The sequence below is a fragment of the Hydrogenophaga sp. genome (assembly GCF_050182545.1).
In the GTDB taxonomy this organism is placed as follows: Bacteria; Pseudomonadota; Gammaproteobacteria; order Burkholderiales; family Burkholderiaceae_C; genus Hydrogenophaga.
This window is the reverse complement of record NZ_JBFXCD010000003.1, coordinates 254455-278104: the sequence shown is the minus strand read 5'-3', so window position 1 is coordinate 278104 and position 23650 is coordinate 254455. Positions and strand designations below refer to the sequence as shown.

22 protein-coding genes are annotated in these 23650 nt (G+C 67.9%); 15 read left to right on the top strand and 7 right to left on the bottom strand.

Annotated features, from left to right (window positions below):
- Positions 1 to 19 precede the first annotated feature (19 nt).
- From AB7P10_RS05150 to AB7P10_RS05110, 9 genes are all read left to right on the top strand, one after another.
- Complete coding sequence (locus AB7P10_RS05150) at positions 20 to 670, top strand: TetR/AcrR family transcriptional regulator (protein WP_428292766.1); 651 nt, start codon at positions 20 to 22, stop codon at positions 668 to 670.
- A gap of 78 nt (positions 671 to 748) precedes the next feature.
- Positions 749 to 1753 carry a Bug family tripartite tricarboxylate transporter substrate binding protein gene (locus AB7P10_RS05145; protein WP_428292765.1) on the top strand — a complete coding sequence of 335 codons (1005 nt, stop codon included), beginning with the start codon at positions 749 to 751 and terminating at the stop codon, positions 1751 to 1753.
- 29 nt (positions 1754 to 1782) lie between these two features.
- On the top strand, positions 1783 to 2271 hold the full coding sequence (locus AB7P10_RS05140) for a tripartite tricarboxylate transporter TctB family protein (protein WP_428292764.1): 489 nt from the start codon (positions 1783 to 1785) through the stop codon (positions 2269 to 2271).
- A gap of 22 nt (positions 2272 to 2293) precedes the next feature.
- Positions 2294 to 3793 (top strand): tripartite tricarboxylate transporter permease, encoded by a 1500-nt coding sequence (locus tag AB7P10_RS05135; RefSeq protein WP_428292763.1) that lies wholly within the window; start codon positions 2294 to 2296, stop codon positions 3791 to 3793.
- Positions 3790 to 4620, top strand: coding sequence for a sugar phosphate isomerase/epimerase family protein (locus tag AB7P10_RS05130; RefSeq protein WP_428292762.1), 831 nt, complete (start codon positions 3790 to 3792; stop codon positions 4618 to 4620). The genes AB7P10_RS05135 and AB7P10_RS05130 overlap by 4 nt, the downstream gene beginning before the upstream one ends.
- Positions 4617 to 5975, top strand: coding sequence for an enolase C-terminal domain-like protein (locus AB7P10_RS05125; protein WP_428292761.1), 1359 nt, complete (start codon positions 4617 to 4619; stop codon positions 5973 to 5975). The genes AB7P10_RS05130 and AB7P10_RS05125 overlap by 4 nt, the downstream gene beginning before the upstream one ends.
- A 26-nt stretch (positions 5976 to 6001) precedes the next feature.
- Positions 6002 to 7165 carry a Gfo/Idh/MocA family protein gene (locus tag AB7P10_RS05120; protein ID WP_428292760.1) on the top strand — a complete coding sequence of 388 codons (1164 nt, stop codon included), beginning with the start codon at positions 6002 to 6004 and terminating at the stop codon, positions 7163 to 7165.
- A 2-nt stretch (positions 7166 to 7167) separates the two neighbouring features.
- Positions 7168 to 8355 carry a dihydrodipicolinate synthase family protein gene (locus AB7P10_RS05115; RefSeq protein ID WP_428292759.1) on the top strand — a complete coding sequence of 396 codons (1188 nt, stop codon included), beginning with the start codon at positions 7168 to 7170 and terminating at the stop codon, positions 8353 to 8355.
- Entirely contained in the window at positions 8355 to 9233 is an 879-nt protein-coding gene (locus AB7P10_RS05110; RefSeq protein ID WP_428292758.1) for a sugar phosphate isomerase/epimerase family protein, read from the top strand. Before AB7P10_RS05115 ends, AB7P10_RS05110 begins: the two co-directional genes overlap by 1 nt.
- A 15-nt stretch (positions 9234 to 9248) precedes the next feature.
- Here the strand turns inward: AB7P10_RS05110 and AB7P10_RS05105 are convergent, their stop codons facing one another.
- Positions 9249 to 10073: a cupin domain-containing protein gene (locus AB7P10_RS05105; RefSeq protein ID WP_428292757.1), complete on the bottom strand. Its 825-nt coding sequence runs from the start codon at positions 10071 to 10073 to the stop codon at positions 9249 to 9251.
- Between the two features lie 95 nt (positions 10074 to 10168).
- On the opposite strand from AB7P10_RS05105, the gene AB7P10_RS05100 reads away from it, so the two are divergent.
- Positions 10169 to 10705, top strand: coding sequence for a peroxiredoxin-like family protein (locus AB7P10_RS05100; protein ID WP_428292756.1), 537 nt, complete (start codon positions 10169 to 10171; stop codon positions 10703 to 10705).
- 30 nt (positions 10706 to 10735) lie between these two features.
- On the opposite strand, the gene AB7P10_RS05095 is transcribed toward AB7P10_RS05100, so the two are convergent.
- Positions 10736 to 13231, bottom strand: coding sequence for a DUF1631 family protein (locus AB7P10_RS05095; RefSeq protein WP_428292755.1), 2496 nt, complete (start codon positions 13229 to 13231; stop codon positions 10736 to 10738).
- Positions 13232 to 13393: 162 nt separating this feature from the next.
- A complete protein-coding gene (locus tag AB7P10_RS05090) occupies positions 13394 to 14635 on the bottom strand; it encodes an MFS transporter (RefSeq protein WP_428292754.1) in 1242 nt (413 codons plus the stop codon).
- Between the two features lie 84 nt (positions 14636 to 14719).
- On the opposite strand from AB7P10_RS05090, the gene AB7P10_RS05085 reads away from it, so the two are divergent.
- Together AB7P10_RS05085 and AB7P10_RS05080 are read left to right on the top strand one after the other, a co-directional pair.
- Positions 14720 to 15556 (top strand): AraC family transcriptional regulator, encoded by an 837-nt coding sequence (locus AB7P10_RS05085; protein WP_428292753.1) that lies wholly within the window; start codon positions 14720 to 14722, stop codon positions 15554 to 15556.
- A gap of 110 nt (positions 15557 to 15666) precedes the next feature.
- Positions 15667 to 15930 carry a hypothetical protein gene (locus AB7P10_RS05080; protein WP_428292752.1) on the top strand — a complete coding sequence of 88 codons (264 nt, stop codon included), beginning with the start codon at positions 15667 to 15669 and terminating at the stop codon, positions 15928 to 15930.
- A 21-nt stretch (positions 15931 to 15951) separates the two neighbouring features.
- Here the strand turns inward: AB7P10_RS05080 and AB7P10_RS05075 are convergent, their stop codons facing one another.
- A complete protein-coding gene (locus tag AB7P10_RS05075) occupies positions 15952 to 16671 on the bottom strand; it encodes a GntR family transcriptional regulator (protein WP_428292751.1) in 720 nt (239 codons plus the stop codon).
- Between the two features lie 114 nt (positions 16672 to 16785).
- On the opposite strand from AB7P10_RS05075, the gene dctP reads away from it, so the two are divergent.
- Genes dctP through AB7P10_RS05060 form a run of 3 tightly spaced genes read left to right on the top strand, consistent with a single transcriptional unit; the run spans position 16786 to position 19682 of the window.
- Positions 16786 to 17790 carry a TRAP transporter substrate-binding protein DctP gene (dctP, locus tag AB7P10_RS05070; protein ID WP_428292750.1) on the top strand — a complete coding sequence of 335 codons (1005 nt, stop codon included), beginning with the start codon at positions 16786 to 16788 and terminating at the stop codon, positions 17788 to 17790.
- Positions 17780 to 18319, top strand: a complete 540-nt coding sequence (locus AB7P10_RS05065; protein WP_428292749.1) for a TRAP transporter small permease — start codon at positions 17780 to 17782, stop codon at positions 18317 to 18319. Before dctP ends, AB7P10_RS05065 begins: the two co-directional genes overlap by 11 nt.
- 55 nt (positions 18320 to 18374) lie before the next feature.
- Complete coding sequence (locus AB7P10_RS05060; protein WP_428292748.1) at positions 18375 to 19682, top strand: TRAP transporter large permease; 1308 nt, start codon at positions 18375 to 18377, stop codon at positions 19680 to 19682.
- A gap of 13 nt (positions 19683 to 19695) precedes the next feature.
- On the opposite strand, the gene clpB is transcribed toward AB7P10_RS05060, so the two are convergent.
- The 3 genes from clpB to AB7P10_RS05045 all read right to left on the bottom strand — a co-directional run bounded on the left by clpB (position 19696) and on the right by AB7P10_RS05045 (position 23649).
- Positions 19696 to 22302: an ATP-dependent chaperone ClpB gene (gene clpB / locus AB7P10_RS05055; protein WP_428292747.1), complete on the bottom strand. Its 2607-nt coding sequence runs from the start codon at positions 22300 to 22302 to the stop codon at positions 19696 to 19698.
- Between the two features lie 92 nt (positions 22303 to 22394).
- Positions 22395 to 23156, bottom strand: coding sequence for a GNAT family N-acetyltransferase (locus AB7P10_RS05050; protein WP_428292746.1), 762 nt, complete (start codon positions 23154 to 23156; stop codon positions 22395 to 22397).
- 19 nt (positions 23157 to 23175) lie between these two features.
- Positions 23176 to 23649, bottom strand: coding sequence for a molybdenum cofactor biosynthesis protein MoaE (locus AB7P10_RS05045; protein WP_428292745.1), 474 nt, complete (start codon positions 23647 to 23649; stop codon positions 23176 to 23178).
- Position 23650: the final 1 nt, after the last annotated feature.

Here is a 23650-nt window from a genome sequence, read left to right as displayed (position 1 = left end):
ACTAGAGAATTATTGCGGCATGAGCAGCACACCCACACCCGCCGCGGAAGAGCGCCTGCGCGACGCCGACCGCTCGCAGAATACCATCCTGAATGCGGCCCGCGACGAGTTCGCAGAGCATGGACTGGGGGGTGCGCGCATGGACCGCATCGCCGAGCGAGCGGGCCTGAACAAGCGCCTGATCTACTACTACTTCGAGGACAAGGAGAAGCTGTTCCAGGCGGTTCTGGAGCAGGTCTACCGCCACATCCGCGAAGAGGAACGCAAGCTCAACCTGCTGCACCTCAAGCCCGCGACCGCGCTGCGCCGCCTGGTCGAGTTCACCTGGAACTACTACCTCGAGCACCCCGAGTTTCTCACCCTGCTCAACAGCGCCAACCTGCACCGCGCGCGGCACCTCGCGCAGTCCGAACGGGCACGCCAGCTCAACTCGCCACTGATCGCCACGCTGGGTGAAATTCTCGAACGCGGCCGCGCCGAGGGCGCGTTCCGCGGCGGCATCGACCCGCTGCAGCTCTACGTGTCGATCGCCGGCCTGTCGTACTTCTACCTGTCGAACAACCACACCCTCTCGGCGATCTTCGGGCGCGACCTGATGACCCCCAAGGCGCACAGCGAACGGCTCTCTCACATGTGCGACGTGATCCTAGGGTATGTACTGATGAACTGAGCGGCGGCACGGCTTGACGGTGACCGGGGCGATTCCTATTATTAACCGCTCGGTGAATTAACCCCCAGGAGACAACTGATGAAATCCGTTCCCGTCCGCCAACTTCTCGTCACCGCCGTGCTCGCGGCAGCCTCGGTCAGCGCCATGGCGCAGTGGAAGCCCGACCGCCCCATCACCCTGATCGTGCCCTGGGCCCCGGGCGGATCGACCGACCAGGTTTCGCGCGTCACGGCCGCGGAACTGGAAAAGCACCTCGGCCAGAAGATCGTCATCCTGAACCAGCCGGGTGCATCCGGCTCAGTGGGCACCAAGAACGCCATGGCCGCGCCGGCCGACGGCTACACCTGGACCGCCGGCGGCGCCAAGGACCTGGGAACCTACAAGGTGCTGGGCATGCTCGACACGTCGGCCAGTGACTGGAACCTGTACCTGAACGTGGCCCACATCGCCGTCGTCGGCGTGAACGCCGACACGCCCTACAAGACCATGCCCGAGCTGCTGGCCGCGATGAAGGCCAATCCGGGTTCGATCTCGGTGGCCACCGCCGGCGTGAACTCCAGCGGGCACTCGGCCATCGAATCGCTCTCGCGCGCCGCCGGTGTGACCTACAAGCACGTGACCTACGACGGCGGGGCTCCCGCTGCCGTGGCCGCTGCCTCGGGCGAAACCCAGGTGACGACGCAGCTCGCGGCGGAGCAGACCGACATGATCCGCGCCAAAAAGATCCGTCCGCTGGCGGTGGTGGGCGACAAGTCGATCGAGATCGAAGGCTACGGCACCATCCCGCCGCTGTCACAGTTCATCCCGGGCTACAAGGACCCGATCAACTACTTCGGCATCTTCGTGCCCAAGGCCGTTCCCGCCGAGGTGTCGGCCACGCTGAACAAGATCTGGGCCACCGAGATGGTCAAGAGCGAGGCGCTGCGCAAGTACGCGCAGTCGCGTGGCGCCATGTTCGCGCCGATGGCGGGTGAAGAAGCCCAGAAGGCCGTGTTCCCGGCGATCCAGTCCTACGCCTGGACGCAACAGGCCGCCGGCAAGGCCAAGGTGTCGCCCGACACCGTGGGCATTCCCAAGCCCTGAGCCCCTTCAAGCACGACGGAACACACAGCATGACCGAGGGTGGTAAATCCGCCCGCTCCGACCTCTGGGGCGGCGCGGGGTGGGCAGGCTTTGGCCTGTTGATCGTGGCGGAATCGCTGCGCATGGAGCGATTCGAGTCCATGGGCGCCGAGCTCTACACCATGCCGGGCTTCGTGCCCGGCATGCTGGGCGGCGTGGTGGCGCTGCTGGGGCTGGTGCTGATGCTGCGTGGGTGGCGCCGGGCCGCTGCTGGGCACGACGGGCCAGCCGCCGAACCCCTGGTCAACCGCCGCATCGGCATCACGCTGTTGCTCACGCTGGTGTACGCCGGCCTGCTGGTCGGGCGCGCGCCCTTCTGGCTGGTGACGGCGATGTTCGTGGCGGCTTTCGTCTGGCAATTCGCTCCCGAGGACGCCGCGCGCGGCCGACGCCTGGTCGTGGCGGTGGCAGCCGGCGTGCTGACCTCCGCCGTGGTCACCCTCGTGTTCCAGCACGTGTTCCTGGTCCGTCTTCCCTGAGCCTGCCCGAGTTCCCCCTGCCATGTTTGACGGACTGCTTCTTTTCGGCCAATCCATCGTCCGCTTCGGCACGCCCGAAGTCATCGCCTACGCGCTGCTGGCCTCGCTGGTCGGCGTGATCATGGGCGCCCTGCCCGGCCTCACCGCCACGATGGCGCTGGCGCTGATGACCACGCTCACGCTCAAGCTGCCGCCCAGCCAGGCGCTGCTGATCCTGATCTGCACCTACGTGGGTTCGATCTACGGCGGCTCGCGCTCGGCCATCCTGCTCAACATCCCGGGCACGCCCGCCTCGGCGGCGGCCTGCCTCGACGGCTACCAGCTCGCACGCCAGGGCATGGCGGGCCGTGCCATGGGCATCGCCACCACCGGTTCGGTCCTGGGCACGCTGATCGGCATGTTTTTTCTCGCCACCTTCACGCCCGTTCTCGGTGGCATGGCATTGAAGTTCGGTGCCTACGAGTTTTTCTGGCTCGCGCTCTTCGGCGTGATCATTGCCGGCACGCTCACCGGCGACGATCCGCTCAAGGGCTGGATCGCCGGCATCGCGGGCCTGTTCATCGCCACCATCGGCCAGGAGCCGCAGTACGGCTTTGAACGCTTTGCCTGGGGCGTGCGCGATCTGGCCGGCGGCATCCAGCTCGTGCCCGCGCTGGTGGGCGCCTTCGGCTTTGCCGAACTGCTCACCGCGATGCGCCGGCGCCAGGCACCGGTGACGATCAGCGCCTTCGACACCGTGGTTCCGAAACTGCGCGACGTGTTCCAGTACTGGCGCACCATCATCCGCTCGGGCCTCATCGGCACCGGCGTGGGCATCGTGCCCGGCGTGGGCGAGGACGTGGCGGCCTGGTCGTCCTACGCCGCCGCCAAGCGCGGCAGCAAGGAAAAGGAAAAGTTCGGCAAGGGTTCGGTGGAAGGCCTGATGGCCGCCGAAACCGGTGACAACGCCTGTGTGCCCGGCGCCATGATCCCCGTGCTCACGCTGGCCATTCCCGGCTCGGCACCGGCAGCGGTGCTGATGGCGGCCATGATCATCCACGGCATCAAGCCGGGCCCGCTGATCATGGTGGAGAACCCGTCCTTCGTGTACGACGTGGTGGCCATGATGCTGTTCGCCACCATCGGTATCCTGATCTACGGCCTGGTGCTCACCAAGGCGCTGGTGCAGGTGCTGCGCGTGCCGCAGCATCTGATCGTGCCCATCATCTTCGTGCTCTGCGCGGTCGGCAGCTTTGCCATCTCGGGCCGGCTGTTCGACGTCTACGTGATGCTGGCCTTCGGCCTGATCGGCTTCTTCCTGCGCCACTTCGGCTACCCCATGGCACCACTGGTGCTGGGCATCGTGCTGGGCGACCTGCTGGAAAAGAACCTGCGCCGCGCGCTGATCCTCTCCGACGGCGACCTCTCGCCCTTCTTCACCCGCCCGATTGCGGGCACGGTCGCCGCGCTGATTTTCGCCACCGTGGGCTGGAAGCTCTGGAGCCTGTACATCCGACCGGCACGGCGCGAGGCCCGGGCATGAGGCTGTCCCTGTGCAACGAGGTGCTGCGGCCACTGCCGCTGGCCGAGCAGTGCGATGCCGCCGCCCGCCTGGGCTACGACGCGCTGGAAATCGCACCCTTCACGCTGGCGGACGACCCGTTCACGCTCGACGACGCCATGGCCCGCCACGTGCGTGCCACGGCACTGGCGCGCGGGCTGCGCATCTCCAGCCTGCACTGGCTGCTGGTGAAACCCGAGGGTCTGTCGCTGGTGACGGACGATGCCGCCCTGCGCCGCCGAACGCTCGACCTGCTGCGCCGGTTGATCGATTTCGCGGCCGCGTGCGAGGCCGGCATTCTTGTGCACGGATCGCCCGCGCAGCGCTCGCCCGCGCCGGGCCAGAGCGTGGCCGACGCCACCGCGCGGCTGGAAGCGGCGCTGGCCGAACTGGCGCCGCATGCGGCTGCCGCGGGCGTGGTCTATTGCCTCGAACCACTGGGGCCCTTTGAGACCCCGGTCATCAACACCGTGGCCGAGGCCGCCGCGCTGGTGGATCGCATCGGCTCGCCCGCCCTGCGCACCATGCTCGACGTGAGCGCGGCCTCGCACAGCGAGAGCGACCCCGTGCACGAGGTGCTGCGCCGCTACCTCGCCAACGGCCACATCGCCCACGTTCAGGTGAATGACAAAAACCGCCGCGCTCCCGGCCAGGGCGAGACCGAGCAGCGCCCGGTGCTGCAAGTCCTCAAGGACATGGACTACGCAGGATGGGTGGCGGTGGAACCGTTCGAGTACGTGCCCGACGGCCCGGGCTGCGCGGAGGCCTCTTCCCTGCACCTGCGCGAACTCTGGAGGACCCTGTCATGAGCACCGCCGTGACCCTGCGCATCCGCGAGGTGCAGCTGTTCCAGCGCCACGTCACCCTGCGCCTGCCCTTCCGGTTCGGTGCCGCCACGGTCACGCAGTGCCCCCAGGCCTTCGTGCAAGTGCGCGCCGAGGTGCAGGGCCGCCTCGTGGAAGGCGCGAGCGCCGAGCTGATGGTGCCCAAGTGGTTCGACAAGACGCCTGCGTTCACGCACGAACAGAATTTCGAGCAGTTGCGCGAATCGCTGCGCAACGCGCGCGACGCCCTGCTGGCGAGCCAGGACACGCTCAGTCCGCACACGCACTCGCAGACCGCGGGTGACGCGGCCATCGCCGTCTCACTCGCGCGCGGGCTGCCGCGCCTGGCCGCGCAGTTCGGCCCGGCCCTGCTCGACAAGGCCGTGGCCGATGCCGCCCTGCGTGCGGCCGGCGTCTCATGGGTGGACGGCCTGCGCGCCGGTGCACTGGGCGACCCGTGGAGCGCGCGCCTGGAACTGGTGCGCCCCACCCATGTGGTGCTGCGCCACACCGTGGGCCTGGCCGACCGCCTGACCGAGAGCGACCCCGGCGCGGATCCGCAGGACGGCCTGCCCGCCACGCTGGAAGCCGCCATCCGGCGCCATGGCCTGCACCACTTCAAGCTCAAGCTCAGCGGCCAGATCGAGGCCGATGTCGAGCGCCTCTCGCACATCGCCGGCTTGCTGCAGCGGCTCGGCGTTGACTACCGCGCCACGCTCGACGGCAACGAAACCTTTGCCGACGCGGCCAGCCTGGGCCGCTTCTGGCAGGTGCTGCTCGCCACGCCCGCGCTGGCCGAGCTGCTGCGCCGCACGCTGTTGCTGGAGCAGCCACTGGCGCGCGCGGTGGCGCTGCGCGAGTCCATCGCGTCGCTGGGCATCGGCGTGCCGGTGATCCTGGACGAGTCCGACGACCACCCCACAGCGCTCGAAGAGGGCCTGGCGCTGGGCTACCGCGGCATCTCCAGCAAGGCCTGCAAGGGCATCTACCGTTCACTGCGCAATGCCCACCGCATCGCGCAGGACCCGCGACTGCTGCTCTCGGGCGAAGACCTCACCTGCCAGGCCGGCCTGGCGGTGCAGCAGGACACCCTGCTCGCCGCCAGCCTGGGCGTGCGCCACATCGAGCGCAACGGTCACCACTACGTCGATGGCTTCGGCACCGCACCAGTGGAGGAAGCACAGGCCTTCGCCGAAGCGCACCCCAGCCTGTACGAAAGCACGTCGGGCCGCCCGCACCTGGCGGTGCGCCACGGCCAGCTCGACCTGATTTCCCTGCACGTCGCCGGCTTCGCGTCGGCCGCCACGCCGCACTGGCGCAGCCTGCAACCCATTCAATGAACCCCCTGCCTTCACGGAGACCCCACATGGCAACACAGACCCTCGGCCTCATCATGCACGGCGTGACCGGGCGCATGGGCATGAACCAGCACCTGATCCGCTCGATCTGCGCCATCCGCGCGCAAGGCGGCGTGACGCTCTCCAATGGCGACAAGGTCATGCCCGACCCGATCCTGATCGGGCGCAACGCCGAGAAGATGGAAGCGCTGGCCAAGGCCCACGGCATCGCGCGCTGGGGCACCGACCTGGATGCCGCGCTCGCCAACAAGGCCGACACGGTGTTCTTCGACGCAGGCACCACGCAGATGCGCCCCACCCTGCTGGCCAAGGCGATTCGCGCCGGCAAGCACGTGTACTGCGAGAAGCCCATTGCCACCAACCTGAACGAAGCGGTGGAGATCGCGCGCCTGGCGGAGCAGTCGGGCCTCAAGCACGGCGCCGTGCAGGACAAGCTCTTCCTGCCCGGCCTGCGCAAGCTCGACATGCTGCGCCGCGCCGGCTTCTTCGGCCGCATGCTCAGCGTGCGCCTGGAATTCGGCTACTGGGTGTTCGAGGGCGACCTGCAGCCCATTCAGCGACCGAGCTGGAACTACCGCAAGGAAGACGGCGGCGGCATGATCCTGGACATGATGTGCCACTGGCGCTACGTGCTGGACAACCTGTTCGGCGAGGTGAAGTCGGTCTCCTGCATCGGCACCACCCACATCCCGCAACGCTGGGACGAAGCCGGCCAGCCCTATGCGTGCACGGCGGACGACGCGGCCTATGCCACCGCCGAACTGACCGGCCACAACGGTGAGCCGGTGATCGCACAACTCAACATGAGCTGGGCCACCCGCGTGAACCGCGACGACCTGGTGACCTTCCACGTCGACGGCACGCACGGCTCCGCCGTGGCCACGCTGACCGGCTGCAAGGCGCAGAGCCGCGTGAACACGCCCCGACCGGTGTGGAACCCGGACGTGAAGAACACCATGAACTTCAGCGAGCAATGGCAGGACGTGCCGGACACGCAGGTGTACGACAACGGGTTCAAGATCCAGTGGGAGCACTTCATCCGCCATGTGGTGGAGAACGAGCCCTACAAGTGGACGCTGCCCGAGGGTGCCAAGGGCGTGCAGCTGGTGGAGGCCGCACTGGAGAGCTGGAAAGAGCGCCGCTGGGTGGACGTGCCCGCCCTGAAGGTCTGACCATGGCACTGTCCCTGAAACTCCCCGACGCCTCGGGCCATGTCACGGCCTACACCCTGAGCGGCGCCACGCCCGTGAAGCCCGCACCGGGTGTGCCATTCAACCGCATCGCCTACTCCGCCGCGCACGTGGTGGCCGACCCGCTGGCGGCCATCGACCCCTGGCTGCAGTGCGCGGTGGACTGGGACGCCACCATCGCCTACCGACAACGCCTGTGGTCGCTCGGTCTGGGTGTGGCCGAGGCCATGGACACCGCGCAACGCGGCATGGGCCTGGACTGGCCGACCTCGCTGGAATTGATCCGCCGCTCGCTCGACGCCGCGAAGGACGTGCCCGGCGCGCTGGTGGCCTCGGGCTGCGGCACCGACCACCTCGTGCTGGAGAACGTGAAGACGGTCGACGAGGTCATTGCCGGCTACGAGGAACAGATGGCCGCGATCGAGAAGCTCGGCGGCAAGCTCATCGTCATGGCCAGCCGCGCGCTGGCCCGTGTGGCGAAAAACCCGGCCGACTACGAACGCGTGTACGACCGCATCCTGAGCCAGGCCAGGCAACCCGTGGTGCTGCACTGGCTGGGCGACATGTTCGACCCGGCGCTCAAGGGCTACTGGGGCAGCAACGATGTCGACCAGGCGATGGACACCGCGCTGGCGGTGATCGCCGCGCACCCCGACAAGGTGGACGGCATCAAAATTTCTCTGCTCGACAAGGACAAGGAGATCGCCATGCGCCGCCGCCTGCCGGCCGGGGTGCGCATGTACACCGGCGACGACTTCAACTACGCCGAACTCATCGCCGGCGATGCCTGGGGCAAGCTGCCCACCCACGGCCAGAGCGATGCGCTGCTGGGCATCTTTGACTCCATCGCGCCGGCCGCCGCCGCCGCACTGGGCGAACTCGCGCAGGGCAACCTGCAGCGCTTCCACGACATCCTGGGCCCCACGGTGCCGCTGTCGCGCCACATCTTTGCCGCACCCACGCGCTTCTACAAGACGGGCGTGGTCTTCATGGCGTGGCTCAACGGCCACCAGACGCACTTCACCATGGTCGGCGGCCAGCAGAGCACGCGCTCGCTGCCGCATCTGGCCGAGCTGTTCCGCCTGGCCGACGCGGCCCAACTGCTGGAGCAGCCCGATCTGGCTGTGCGGCGCATGAAGACGCTGCTGACGCTGCACGGGGTGGAGGCCTGATGCGCGATTTCTCGCAAGACCACCGCTGGCTCTCCATCAACACCGCCACGGTGCGCAAGAGCCGGGGGCAGGACCTGCCGCTGCCGCAGATCCTCGACGCGGTCGCGCACCACGGCATCCAGGCGGTCTCGCCCTGGCGCGATCAGGTGGCAGCGGCGGGCCTGAAGACCGTCTCCGCGCAGATGAAGGCGCTTGGCCTGCAGCTCTCGGGCTACTGCCGGGGCGGCATGTTTCCCGCCGCGGATGCGGCGGGCCTGCAGGCCGCGCGCGACGACAACCGCCGCGCGGTGGACGAAGCCTGCGAACTCGGTGCACCCTGTCTGGTGCTGGTGGTCGGCGGCCTGCCCGGCGCGCTGGCCGGACAGGCGGTGCACAAGGACATCGCGCGCGCGCGGCAACAGGTGAGCGATGGCATCGCCGAGCTGCTCGAGTACGCGAAGGCCAACGGCATGCCACTGGCCATCGAGCCCCTGCACCCCATGTACGCGGCCGACCGCGCCTGCATCAACACGATGGAACAGGCGCTCGATGTGTGCGACGCGCTGGACCCGGGCAAGACAGGCGCCCTCGGCGTGGCGGTGGACGTGTACCACGTGTGGTGGGACCCAAAACTGCAGGCGCAGATCGTGCGCGCGGGCAAGAGCCGCCTGCTCGCCTTCCATGTCTGCGACTGGCTCACGCCCACCACCGACCTGCTCAACGACCGCGGCATGATGGGCGACGGCGTGATCGACATCCCGCGCATCCGCGGCTGGGTGGAAGCGCAAGGCTTCACGGGCTTCAGCGAAGTGGAGATTTTTTCCACCGGCAACTGGTGGAAGCGCGGTCACGACGACGTGCTGCAGACCTGCATTGAGCGGCACCGCGGCGCCGTCTGAAGCGATCCGACTGGGTCACGCCAGCCGGTCGCGCCATCCGGAGGGGGACACGCACTCCACCTGCGCGAAGGCCTTGCCAAAGGCGCTGGTGCTGCCGTAACCGGCGTCGTGCGCCACCGCCTTGATCGGCAGCCCCCGGCGCAGCAGGCCCTTGGCCACACCGACGCGCCAGCGCTTGAGGTACTCGGCAGCGGGCACACCCACCACCGTCTTGAACTGCGCCGCGAAGCGCGAGCGCGACATGCCCGCGGTCGCCGCGAGCGAGTCCAGCGTCCACGGCGCGGACGGTTGGTCGTGCATGGCGGTGATGGCGCGCGACAGCCTCGCATCGGCCAGCCCGGCCAGGCTGCCGCTGTGCAGTTCGCCGCGCTCGATGCACCAGCGCAGCAATTGCACCACCAGCACCTCGGCCAGCCGGTCCACCACGGCGGCATGGCCGCAGCGGTTGGCGAGCGATTCGCTGGCGAGCAAGGTTTGCGTCACCTCCAGCCCCGCCATCTCCGCCAGTGGCACGCAGACCAGGTCCGGCAGGCTGCGCAGCAGCGGGTTTTCCTGCGCGCTGCCAAAGGACACGGCGGCGCAGACCACCTCGGCCGTCGCACCGGGGGCTGGCTGCAGACGATGCGCCACGCCGCGCGGGAGATAGATCATGCTGGGCGCCACCACCTTCATCCGCCGCCGACCGGGTCCCGAAAACACCACGAGGCCTTCATGCACCAGGTGCAGACGGCCTTCGCTGCCGTGCCCGTCATGGCGCAGCTCGTTCCGGATCGCACCCCCGTGGTACACGCGGGCGCGCAGTGTGAAGCGCTGAAGAAGGCTGGACAGGCGATCGGTCATGGGACGAATTATCGACCAATCAGGATCATTGAACGCCTTTCGTCCAGAAATCCGAACTACAGTGGCGGCTTGTTCCACCCTGGAGGTTCTTCCCCATGCTGATGCCCCGCCAAGCCGTTCCTGCCCTGCAGGTGCCCACCCTCGCCCACGGTGCGTTCGACCTGGCCACCGACGCGGCCGAGCACTTCACCGTCGTCGTGTTCTACCGCGGGCTGCACTGCCCCATCTGCCACAAGTACCTGCTCGAACTGGGCCGTCTGCTGCCCGAGTTCGAGAAACGCGGCCTGAAGGTCATTGCCCTGTCCAGCGACGGGGCGGAGCGAGCCAAAGCCATGGCGGACAAACTCAACGCCCCGGACCTGCGCATGGGCCACGACCTGTCGCTGACGACGGCGCGCGCGTGGGGCCTGTACATCAGCACCTCGCGCGGCACGACGTCCATCGGCATCGAGGAACCCGCGCTGTTTTCCGAACCCGGTGTGTTCCTGGTGCGCCCTGACGGCACGCTGTACTACGGGGCGGTGCAGACCATGCCGTTCGCACGGCCACATTTCGACGAGTTGCTCGCGGCGGTGGATTTCGCGCTGGCGAAGAACTACCCCGCACGAGGCGAATACACCGGCGCCGTTTGACGCGGCTTGCGCTGCAGGCGCCAGCGCGCCTCAGGCCGCTTCGGGTTCGACGCGGCGCGGTTGCTGCGATTCGACCGCCATGGCCTGCAGCGCCTTCTGCACCACGCCCTGGGCGTTGACCGGGCGCAGCAGTCGGCTGGCGATGAGGCGCTCGCAGCTGCGCTTGGTCATGGAGTGCGGGCGGCCACCGCGGCTGACGAACATGAACAGGGTGCCCTTGCTGCTGGCCCAGATGAGTTGGGCACGCAGCCATTCCCGGCGCGAGTACAGATCGACCCAGTCGCCTTCGCGCAGGCCCACCAACACCGCCGCGGCGGTGATGTCTTCCAGCTCTCCCTCCTCGGCCAGCGCGGCCGCCTGCGAATCGTCTTCGCTGGCTCGGGCCTGCACCTGGGTTTCGATCAGATCGCCGTAGTCGGTGGGCAGCGTGTCCTCGAAGCCAGCGGCCTCGATCTCGCTCTTGCCCAGCCAGGGCTGTGCCTTGGGCCGCGGCTTGCGCTGCTCGGGCGTGGCTGGCAGCGTTTCATCCAGATCCATCGACATGGACGAGATTTCCAGCGGTGCGGGATCGGAGTTGCTCGCGTCGTTGCGGATGCGCGCGCGGCGCAGGCCCAGCACCGGCTGGTGCAGGCGCATGAGCGCATCGAAGAACGCCTTGGTCTCCTCGCGCGTCTTGCCCAGCATGTCCAGGCCCGCATGCAGCGTGGCCAGCATGCCCGGCACCATGGCGAACAGTTCCTTGGGCCGCTTGAGCGTGACCTCCTTCTTCACGCTCCACAACAGGTTGGAGACCACCTTGCGGAACCCCCCGGGGTCGGGCTGGCCTTCGGTGTCGCCCAGCTTGGCCGAGGCAATCACCAGCGACCAGGGGCCATAGAGGAAGTCCAGAATGACGCCGGGGGCGTTGTCCACGTCGGGGCGCTGGCTGAGGTCCCAGGCAATCTGGTCGGCCAGGGCCTGGCGTTCCTCGGCGTATCGAATGGATTGCAGGCTGTTGTCCTGCAGCGCGAGTTCCTTCTCGTCCTGCGCGGCCCAGCCTTCGCGCAGCGCGCCGAGCGCATCCGCAAAGGGTTTCGGATCGTTCGTTGCCTGGGCGTTGAGGTCCTTGAAGGCCTGCTGCACCGGCTGGAAGAAGCTGTCGAACTCATCCGCGAATTCATCGTTGAACTTGAAGCTGCGCTGCGCCACGCTCTCGATGAGGCGTCGCGCCGGGTGTTCGTCTTCGTTGAAGAACTTCGGGTTGGCCATGGCCAGGCGCAGCAGCGCCGGCTCCAGCGCCACCACAGCCTCGCGCACCGGGCCCAGCAGCAGCGGGTCGCTGGCGACCTGGCTGACCAGGGTGCGCACCAGGTCCAGCCCCACAGCCTGGCTGACGCGCTGGGCCTTCTGCTTGAGGTGCATGAGCACGCGCGAACGCTCATGCGCCGCCGCGTAGGTGCCCCAGGCCTTCTGGCTCAACTGGCTGGAGATCCCGATCTCGCGCGCCGGCCGATCCACCACCGGCAAGTCGCGGTACTGGGTCTGCTGCTCCAGGATCATGGACTCGTCGAGCACCGGAATTGCGGCGAAGGCCTCGATCGCGGCGAGCTCCTCGCTCACCTGCTCGTAGTAGTCAGGCGTCAGGTGGCGGTCGAAATGCTTGCCGCCCTGGTTGAGGAATTCGTGAAAGACCTGATGGTCCACGCCCGGCTGCATGCGCCCGAGCGACTGCATGGGTGGCAGATGATCGGCGCTGGCCCAGGAGGGCGTGTCCTGTCCGCTGGGGACGTAACCCATGTCCTGCCACTGGCTGTTGGGGGAGACGCCCAACCCGGCGGCGCGCGAGGACAGGCCCAGGCCGCCCGATCGGGTGGACAGGCCGCCCGAGCGCGTGGAGGCGCCTGCGTCGTCCACCAGGCGCACGCGGTAGCCAGCCTCCTGCACGTTGGCGCGCTGCAGGATCAGTGCCACCCGCTCGTAGAGCTTCTGCAATTCGCGGCCAAGCGCCTTGTCCATGTGGCGCAGCCACAGGGCACGCACCTCCGGCTCGGACTCGGCCGACGACATAAGTTCACGCAGGGCGCGCACGAACACCGACGGCCGCAGCGGGTTGCGTTCGGCCTGCACGGTCTGCAGGCCGATCACCGAGCTCATGAGCGCGTCGAGCACGGCGAGCTGCTGTTCCAGCACCGGCATCAGGCCGTGCACCAGCCGCGCGGATTCGAGCGACTCGTTGACCGCGTCGTCCTCCACCAGCGACAGCAGCGAGGATTCGGACAGCAGGGCCGGGCGCGAGGAGTTGGCCTCGGGCGCGGCCATCAGCGCATCACGCAGATGCTGCGAAAACGTCTGGCCCCACTGAATCTTGTTCTGAAGCATGCCCCACCAGGCCAGCGCGAGGCGGTCGCGCTGCGCCACTTCCTTGGACGCCTTCTCCGCCGCCTGCAGGCTGGCGATGGCCGAGTCGGCGCAGCGCGCCAGCATTTCGGGCGCGCCGGAAAGTGCTTCCTGGAAGCACTGTTGCAGCAAACGGGAAGGCACCGTCATGGACAGTCTGCGGTGATTCGCCAGCAGATGGGGGAATGGATCAAGCCGCTTTTATACCTGCTGGAACTGGGCGCCCGTTTGATGCCCGGCAAATAAACGGCAGCCGGGCGCAACACGGCGCTGGGCGGCGGACGCACCCGCCGGGGCCGCAGAAGAAAGGCTTCAGGTGGTGGCCAGCGCCGTGCGCCGCACCCGCCGCACATTGAACGCGCTGGCAATCAGCACCGCCTGCACCACCGCGAGCCCGATCAGCACGCCGCGGAACTGGCCATGATCCATGAGCACGCCGAAGATCAGCGGCGAGATCGCCTGGCCGATGTCCAGCCCTGAATAGACCACGCCATAGACGCGCCCGGTGGCATTGTCGGGCGTGGACTTCTTCACCAGAAGATCGCGCGACGGTCCCGCAATACCGGCTGAAAAGCCCATGGCCCCAAACAGCACAGGCACGGCCGCCGAGGGCACATCGGCCAGCGCCAGCACCAGCGCGATGCACGCGGCCAGACCAAAACCCATGCCCACGATGCGCTCGCAGCGCGCCGGGTCGGACGCCAGGAACCCACCCAGCACCATGCCACCGGCCGCGCACACCATGTAGGTCGTCAGGCACACCGCCACCAGGGCCAGCGGCACGCCGTGCAGCTGGCGCGCCGCCTCGGGGGCGAAGGCCTGCACCACGCTCAGCGACATGGCGTAGAAGAAGAAGAAACCGAAACACATCCACACCGCGGGGATGCGCAGGAAGGCCATGGGGTCTTCGCCGCGGGCGTGGCCCGAGCCCGCCGCGGGTTTCGGTGCGGCGGGCAGGCTCAGGCGTTCACGGTTGAACCACAGCACCGCCAGTACCGCGAACGCGAGCACGCCCGCGCTGGCCAGCGCGGCGCGCCAGGACCAGGCCAGCGCGATCGGCACCATCATGGCCGGCGCCAGTGCCCAGCCCAGGCTGCCAGTGATGCCGTGCACGCTGTAGGCATGCCCCAGGCGCGGCGCGCTCACCTTGCGGTTGAGCAAGGTGTAGTCCACGGGGTGGAACACCCCGTTGCCCACACCCGCCACGATGGCGAAGAAGGCCATCATCCAGTAGCCCGTGCTGGCAGCGAAACCAAATGCGGCCAGACCCAGAAGCGCCAGGCCACCGAACAGCACCGGACGCGGGCCGAAGCGGTCCACCACGAAACCCGAGGTGGCCTGCACCGCGCAGGACACCACGAAGAAGATGGTCATCAGGAAGCCCAGTTCGGCGTAGCTGGCGTTGAACGCGTCCTTCAGCCAGGGAAACAGCGGCGCGAGCAGCAACTGGCTGAAATGGCTGATCATGTGCGCCAGTCCGACCAGGCCGATGAGGCTGGCGTCCTGGCGCAAGGCCACGGCGGGCATGGCATGGGCGGTGCTTGAAGAGGACATGGAGGGATCGTAGACTCGTGCCGTTCTGCCGGATCACGACGATCTGACAGGTTTCCTCGAATACCCGCCAACCCAGGTTCCGCCATGCCCGCGCCGCGCCGCCGCCCCCGTCCGACCCCTCTGGGGGACTCCGATCCCTTCACGCCCGACGAGGCGCGCCCCGTGCGGGTGCGCTCACGTGCACTGAGCGCGGACACCCATTTCGAGCCGCACCGCCATCCCTGGGGTCAGCTCGCCTACTGCGCCACGGGCATCGTGCAGGTCATGACGGTGCCCGACGAAGCCAACCTGCAAACGGTCACCTACATCGTGCCGCCCTCTCGCGCGGTGTGGATACCGCCGGGCACGCGCCACGCGGTCACGGTGCGCGAGGACGCGGAGCTGCGCACGCTCTATGTCTTCGCCGGGGCCACGCCAGCCGGCTGGCAGAGCTGCCGCATGATCGTCGTCTCGGCCTTGTTGCGCGAGCTGGTGCAGGCCATGGATGCGGCCACGCGGCGCGCCGCCGAACCCGCGCGAGACCAACTGCTCACCGGGCTCGTGCTCGACGAACTCGCGCACGCCGACACCCAGCCGCTGGGCGTGCCGCTGCCGCGCGACAAGCGCCTGCGCGCCCTGTGCGAAGCGGTGCTGAATGCCCCTGGCGAACGCGGCACACTGGCCGAATGGGCGGCGGACACCGGTGCGAGCGAGCGCACGGTGGCGCGCCTGTTCCGCGAGGAACTGGGCACCACCTACCAGCAATGGCGCCAGCAGGCGGTGCTGGCGCACGCGCTGCCCCTGCTCGCGCGCGGCGTTCCGGTCGGCCAGGTGGCGGCCGCCACCGGGTACGCCAGCGACAGCGCATTCAGCGCAATGTTCAAGGCCGCCATGGGCCAACCACCGACGCGCTGGAGTTTTCAGTCCGGCGGGACCGGCTGAGCAGCGCGGACCTGCCTGTCCTGAGCCTCGCTTCATCCTGCTGTCACATCCGGCAGGCAGCATGACTTGGCGGCCAGTCACACGCCGCGACAGGCATCAGGGAGAGCAAGATGACAACGAGCACAAGCGGCGTTCAACGCTATGCCAAGACGGCGCGCGCCTGGGAGGCGCTGGCCCGACCCGAGGTGGTGGGCCGCCAGGCGCACACCCTGCTCCTGATGGCCAACGGGCGGCGCAGCGAGATGGAGCTGTCCCTGCTGCTGGGCACCGACGTGACCGATCTCGCCATCCGCTTGCAGCAGCGCGGCTACCTGCAACTGCAGACGCTCTCGCCAGCCGTGGTGGCCGACGACGACAACTCTGCGGGGAACTGAGGGCCGCGGGGCCGGCCTCGCTCAGGCGTTCAGGCTCTCAGGCGCCGCCGACGGTACTTCGGCGGGCCTCGAGGGTGCCTGCCGCTCGGTCAGGCTCATCAGGTCCGTGAACCGCTGCCCCTGCACCAGCACATGTGCGCGCGCCGCCTCGGCCGCCGCCTCGCTGTCGCCCCGCCGCAGGGCGGCCACCACCTGGCGGTGCTCGTCGAGCGACTGCGCAATGCGGTTGCGCATCTGCAACTGCAGGCGGCGGTAGGGTTTGAGCCGGTTCTTAAGCCCCAGCGTCTGCTGCACCAGGAAGGCGTTGCCGCAGGCGTGGTAGATCAGCTGGTGGAAGTGTTCGTTGGCGTAGTAGTAGGCATTGACGTTGCCGGACGCGGCCTCGGCCTCGCATTGCGCCAGCGCGGCTTCGATCTCGCGCAGATCGGCCTCGTGCGCACGGCGCGTGGCCAGCCGTGCGCAGAAGGCCTCCAGCTCGGCCATCACTTCGAACATCTGGATCAGCTCAGGCATGCCCAGCCGCGACACGTACGTGCCGCGCTTGGGCTGCACCTCGATCAGACCGCTGGCCTCCAGCTGCTGCAGCGCCTCGCGCACCGGCGTGCGCGACACGCCGAACCGCACCACCAGTTGCTCCACCTGGACTTGTTCGCCTGGCAGCAGCCGCCCGTTGACGATGTCGTCCTCGAGTTGCTCGCGCACCCGTTGCACGCGGGATCGGTTGGGGGGGGTGGCGCTCATGCGGTCGCTCATTTTCTCGTGGGTGTCGGGGTTTGTCCTAGGCGGGACCTGTTTTTGTTGCATATAACATTTGGCGTCATTTATACAACAACCCTTACCAACCTGGAGACAAAGATGAAGAAAGCAAGCAACCTGGCGCGCAGCGCCCTCGCCGCCGCCCTGCTCGCCGCCGTGTCCACCGGCGCCCTGTCCGAGGTGGTGCTCAAGGCCTCGCACCAGTTTCCGGGAGGCAAGGGCGACGTGCGCGACGAGATGGTGCAGATGATCGCCCGTGAGGTCGCGGCCGCCAAGGTGGACATGACGATCAAGGTGTTTCCGGGCTCCAGCCTGGTCAAGGCCACCGAGCAGTGGAAGGCCATGCAGACCGGCCAGATCGACATGACCTCGTTCCCGCTGGACTACGCCTCCGGCTTCCACCCGCAGTTCGGCGCCACGCTGATGCCGGGCCTGGTCAAGAGCCACGAACACGCGCAGCGCATCAACGCCTCGCCCTTCATGCAGGACATCAAGGCCATCATCGAAAAGGGTGGCGCCAAGGTGCTGGCCGACGCCTGGCTGGCCGGCGCCTTCGGCAGCAAGGACAAATGCATCCGCAAACCGGAAGATGCCTCCGGACTGAAGGTGCGCTCGGCTGGCGCGACCTTCGCCCAGATGTGGGCGGGTGCGGGCGCCTCGATCGTGGCGATTCCGTCGAGCGAGGTGTACAGCGCGCTGCAGCAGGGCGTGGCCCAGGCCACCGACACGTCCAGCGGCAGCTTCGTCTCGTTCCGTTTGTACGAGCAGCTCAAGTGCCTCACCGCGCCGGGTGACAACGCGCTGTGGTTCATGTACGAGCCGGTGCTGATCTCCATGAAGAGCTGGAACGGACTCAACGACGCGCAGAAGAAGGCGCTGACCGACGCGTCGAAAAAGGCCGAGGCCTATTTCAACGCCGAGTCGAAGAAGCTCGACGACACCATGGTCGAGACCTACAAGAAGAACAACGTCCAGGTGGTGACGCTGACCGACGCAGAGGCGCAGGCCTGGCGCGACGTGGCGCAGAAGACCTCGTACAAGCTCTTCGCCGAGAAGGTGCCTGGCGGCAAGGAACTCATCGAGAAGGCGCTGAGTGTCAAGTAAGGCCGGCCAGATGCCGGCGTGGGTGGCGCTGGTGCACGGTGCCTCACGCCTGCTGGGCGTGGCGGCGGCGGCCTTGCTGCTGGTGTCGATCTTCGTGGTCTGCCAGATGGTGTTCGTTCGCGCCGTGCTGGGCGAATCGTCGATCTGGCAGACGGAGTTCGTCACCTACTCGCTGGTGGCTTCGGCCTTCATCGGCGCGCCCTACATCCTGCTCACGCGCGGCCACGTGGCGGTCGACGTGCTGCCACTCATGGTGCGTCCAGCGGCCCGCCGCTGGCTGCATCTGGTGGGCAGCCTCGTCGGTTTGAGCTTCTGCGGCTTCTTCCTCTATGCCGCCGTGCCCTGGTGGCACGAGAGCTGGAGCACCGGGCTGACCACGGCGTCGATCTGGCGCGCACGCCTGTGGATTCCCTACCTGGCCGTGCCCGTGGGCCTGGGCCTGCTGTGCCTGCAGTACGCCGCGGAGATCTGGATGGTGTGGACACGGCGCGAAGACCCGTACGGGCTGGCGCCGGAAGACCATCTGTGATCGCCCACCCATCCCTGCCCCTGCCTGTCATTTCTTCCTGTTTGCGGGATTCCTCATGAGCGCCCTTGCCATTGGCCTGTTGATTTTCGTGGTCACGATCCTGGTGCTGGCCACCGGCCTGCCCATTGCCTTCGGCCTGGGCGCGGTGGCCCTGCTGTTCATGGTGGTGTTTGACGGCTGGAACAGCGTGCACTTCGTGCCCGAGACCATCTTTGCGGGCCTGAGCGACTTCACGCTGGTGTCGCTGCCCATGTTCATCATCATGGGCGCGGCGGTGGCGTCGTCGCGCGCCGGCAGCGACCTCTATGAAGCACTTTCGCGCTGGCTGCACCGGGTGCCCGGTTCGCTGGTGATCTCCAACATCGGCGCCTGCGCGCTGTTCTCGGCCCTCACCGGCTCGTCGCCCGCGACCTGCGCGGCGATCGGCAAGATGGGCATCCCGGAAATGCGCAAGCGCGGCTACGACGCCGACCTGGCCACCGGCGCGATTGCTGCCGGGGGCACGCTGGGCATCCTGATCCCGCCCAGCATCACCATGATCCTCTACGGCATCGCGTCCGAGACCTCGATCGGGCGGCTGTTCCTGGCGGGCGTGATTCCCGGCCTGCTGCTCACCGGCCTGTTCATGGCCTGGGCCCTGTTCCTGAGCTGGAAGCGCGGCACCGTGCTGCTGGACCACGACCGCATCTACAGCCTGAAGGAAAAGCTGGAGCTGCTGCCCCGGCTGTTGCCCTTCATCGTCGTGATCATCGGTGTGGTCTACGCGCTCTATGGCGGCATCGCCACGCCGTCGGAGGCCGCCGGCGTGGGCGCGGCGCTGTGCCTGGTGATGGTGATCGTGATCTACCGCGTGTGGAAGCCGATGGACCTGTGGGTGATCCTGCGCGATGGCCTGCGCGAATCCGGCATGTTGCTGCTGATCATCGGCACCTCGATCCTGTTCGGCTACATGATGTCGTCGCTGCAGGTCACGCAGTCGGTGGCCGAGGCCATTGGCGAGATGCAGGTCAACAAATGGGTGGTGCTGGCGGCCATCAACGTGCTCCTGCTGGTGGCGGGCTGCTTCCTGCCACCCGCGGCCATCATCCTGATGACCACGCCCATCCTCATGCCGGTGATCACCGCCGCGGGCTTCGACCCCATCTGGTTCGGCGTGATCCTCACCATCAACATGGAGCTGGGCCTGATCACGCCGCCCGTGGGCCTGAACCTGTTCGTCATCAACGGCATCACGCCCGACGTGCGCCTGCCCACCATCCTGAAGGGGGCGATCCCCTTCATGTTGTGCATGGTGCTGGCGATCGTGATCCTGTGCGTGTTCCCCGAGCTCGCGACCTGGCTGCCGCAGAAGCTCATGGGCTGAGCCGGGCCGCCGCTCAGGCGGCCTGCAGCGCGTCCCCGAACTGGAACACGCCGGGGTCGCGCACCGGATCGACATCCACCGGAATCGACGATTTCGGCGGATAGCGCCCCTCCAGCAGGAACTTCGAGAGCGGGTTCTCGATGCGCTGCTGGATCGCACGCTTGAGCGGCCGCGCGCCGAACACCGGGTCGAAGCCGACCTTGGCCAGCTCGGCCAGCGCCGCGGGCGAGACCTGCAGGTGCAGGTCCATCTTCGCCAGACGCGCTTCGAGCACCTTGAGCTGGATCGCGGCGATCGACTCGATGTGCTTCGCGTCGAGCGCGTGGAACACCACGGTCTCGTCGATGCGGTTGAGGAACTCGGGCCGGAAATGATTCTTCAGCTCGCCCCACACCGCTTCCTTCACGTCGTCGTACGGCTCGCCCACCATGGCCTGGATCATGTGCGAGCCGATGTTGCTCGTCATGACGATCACGGTGTTCTTGAAGTCCACGGTGCGGCCCTGTCCATCGGTGAGACGGCCGTCGTCGAGCACCTGCAGCAGCACGTTGAACACGTCCGGGTGGGCCTTCTCGACCTCGTCGAGCAGCAGCACGCTGTAGGGCTTGCGGCGCACCGCCTCGGTCAGGTAGCCGCCCTCCTCGTAGCCCACGTAGCCGGGGGGCGCGCCGATCAGGCGGGCCACGGAGTGCTTCTCCATGAACTCGCTCATGTCGATGCGCACGAGGTGGTCTTCGCTGTCGAACAGGAAACCGGCCAGCGCCTTGCACAGCTCGGTCTTGCCCACGCCGGTGGGACCGAGGAACAGGAAGGAGCCGGTCGGGCGGTTGGGGTCGCTCAACCCTGAGCGCGAGCGCCGGATGGCGTTGGCAACCGCGCCGATGGCCTCGTCCTGGCCCACCACGCGTTCGTGCAGCTTGCCTTCCATCAGCAGCAGCTTGTCGCGCTCACCCTGCATCAGCTTGGACACCGGAATGCCGGTGGCGCGCGCCACCACCTCGGCAATCTCCTCGGCGCCCACCATGGTGCGCAGCAGCTGGGGGCGTCCGCCCTCCTTCTTGCCCGCCTCGGCGGCCTGGGCGTCCTTGAGCTTCTTCTCCAGCTCGGGCAGCTTGCCGTACTGCAGCTCGGCGACCTTGTTGAAGTCGCCCTTGCGAGTGAATTCCTCGATCTGGTGGCGCAGCTTGTCGATTTCTTCCTTCACCTGCGCCGAGCCCTGGGCCTGGGCCTTCTCGGCCTTCCAGATCTCATCCAGGTCGGCGATTTCCTTCTGCAGCTTCCCGATCTCGACCTGGATCAGCTCGAAGCGCTTCTGCGAAGCTTCGTCCTTCTCCTTCTTCACCGCCTCGGCCTCGATCTGAAGCTGGATCAGTCGGCGGTCGAGCCGGTCCATCACCTCGGGCTTGGAGTCGATCTCAATCTTGATCTTGGCCGCGGCCTCGTCGATCAGGTCGATCGCCTTGTCCGGCAGGAAGCGGTCGGTGATGTAGCGCTGGCTGAGTTCGGCGGCGGCCACGATGGCCGGGTCGGTGATCTCCACGCCGTGGTGCACTTCGTACTTTTCCTGCAGGCCGCGCAGGATGGCGATGGTCGCCTCCACGCTGGGTTCGCCCACCAGGATCTTCTGGAAGCGGCGCTCAAGCGCCGCATCCTTCTCGATGTACTTGCGGTACTCGTCCAGCGTGGTCGCGCCCACGCAGTGCAGCTCGCCGCGCGCCAGCGCCGGCTTGAGCATGTTCCCCGCGTCCATCGCGCCTTCGGCCTTGCCGGCACCCACCATGGTGTGCAGCTCGTCGATGAAGACGATGGTCTGGCCTTCGTCCTTGGCCAGTTCGTTCAGCACGGTCTTGAGGCGTTCCTCGAACTCGCCGCGGAACTTGGCGCCGGCCAGCAGCGCGGCCATGTCCAGGCTGAGCACGCGCTTGCCCTTGAGCGAATCGGGCACCTCGCCCGCCACGATGCGCTGCGCCAGCCCTTCGACGATGGCGGTCTTGCCCACGCCAGGCTCGCCGATGAGCACGGGGTTGTTCTTGGTGCGGCGTTGCAGCACCTGGATAGCGCGGCGGATCTCGTCGTCGCGGCCGATCACCGGGTCGAGCTTGCCCAGGCGGGCGCGCTCGGTAAGGTCCAGCGTGTATTTCTTGAGCGCCTCGCGCTGCCCTTCGGCCTCGGGGCTGTCCATGGTCTGGCCACCGCGCACCGCGGTGATGGCGGCCTCCAGGCTCTTGCGCGTGAGGCCGTTCTCGTTGGCGATCCGGCCGAGTTCGCCCTTGTTGTCGGCCACGGCGAGCAGGAACAGCTCGCTCGCGATGAACTGGTCGCCGCGCTTGATGGCCTCCTTCTCCGTGGCCTGAAGCAGTTTGGCCAGTTCCTGGCCGACCTGCACCTGGTCCTGCCCCTGCACCTCGGGCAGGCGCTTGACGGCGGCTTCCGTGGCCTTGGTCAGCCCGGGCACGTTGACTCCCGCGCGCTGCAACAGCGACTGCGGCCCGTCCGCCTGGCGCAGCAGGGCCAGCAGCAGGTGGGCCGGTTCGATGTAGGCATGGTCGGCGCCGAGCGCCAATGTCTGGGCTTCGCCCAGGGCTTCCTGGAACTTGGTGGTGAGTTTGTCGAGACGCATGGGTAGGCTCTCCGGGTATTCAGAACTGCATCGCACATGGCGCTGATGTGGCCATTTTCAAGGCTCGGGCCCGGTGTCGGACCTGATGCAGATCAAGGCGTCTGCGGCTGCGCGCGGCGCCAGTAGGCATAGGGCCACGCGGTGGTGAAGCCCAGCCGGCGGTAGAGCGAGAGCGCGGGCGCGTTGCTGGCGTCGACCTGGAGGAACACGCGTCCGATGCCCCGGCGGGTCGCCTCGCGCGCCATCGCGCCCAGCAGCGCGCTGGCCAGGCCGCGTCCACGCTGTGCGGCCGCCGTGCGCATGCCGTGCACGCCCAGCCAGCCGTGACCGAACGAGGCGGCGCCGCAAGCCAGCGTGATGCCGTTGACGCGCACGCTGGCGTAGCGCATGTCGGTGGCGCGGCCGAGCATGCGGGCACGGCAGGCACCGTCCACCGGGTCCAGGCCCTCGCCCAGGAACATGGCCATCCAGGCGGCGTCAGGGGTGGAATCCAGGGCCACATGGGCTGCCGACACCGGCAGCGCCAGGTCGGCCACGGCGCAAGTCTGCGTCAGCGTGGGCTGCTGGCGCACGAAACCTCTGGCGCTCAGTTCCCGTTGCCAGGCCTCGAAGGCAGACAACGCGGGCAGTCGAAACGCGGGCGCGAAACCACGGGCTTCGTATCGCGCCAGGATGGCGGGCAGAAGCCCAGGATCGGGCTCGCTGTGGTGCAGCGGCACGGCGCTGCGCGCGCGGCCTACCGTACCGTGGTCCATCGGCAGCAACCACCCGGGCAGTGCTTCCATCACTTCGGGCGGTACCGCCTGCAGCGTGGCGCGTTCGATGGATTCGACGTCGGTGGCGGGGATTTGCATGAATGCGTGCCGCCAGAGCTCAGCCGTTGCGCGCCTTGATGCCCCAGCGCGCGAGCGCGGCGTCGTCGCTCACGCGCGCATCGACCCAGCGCGCGCCGTCGGGCGTCTGCTCCTTTTTCCAGAAGGGCGCCTGGGTCTTGAGGTAGTCCATCAGGAACTCGCAGGCCTGGAAGCTCTCGCCCCTGTGCGCCGAGGTGACGGCCACCAGCACGATCTGGTCCAGTGGCTGCAACAGGCCCACGCGGTGGATCACGCGCGCGCCGTAGAGATCGAAACGCTGGAAGGCCTCGTCGATCATGGCCTCGATCGATTTTTCCGTCATGCCGGGGTAGTGCTCCAGCTCCATGGCCTGCACGCCCTGGCCGTCGTTGCGATCGCGCACGGTGCCAATGAAGCTGCAGACCGCGCCGACGCGGGCATCGTTCAGCCGCAGTTGCGCCACCTCGGCGGACAGGTCGAAGTCCGCGGTCTGGATCGAAACGCGCGTCCCCATT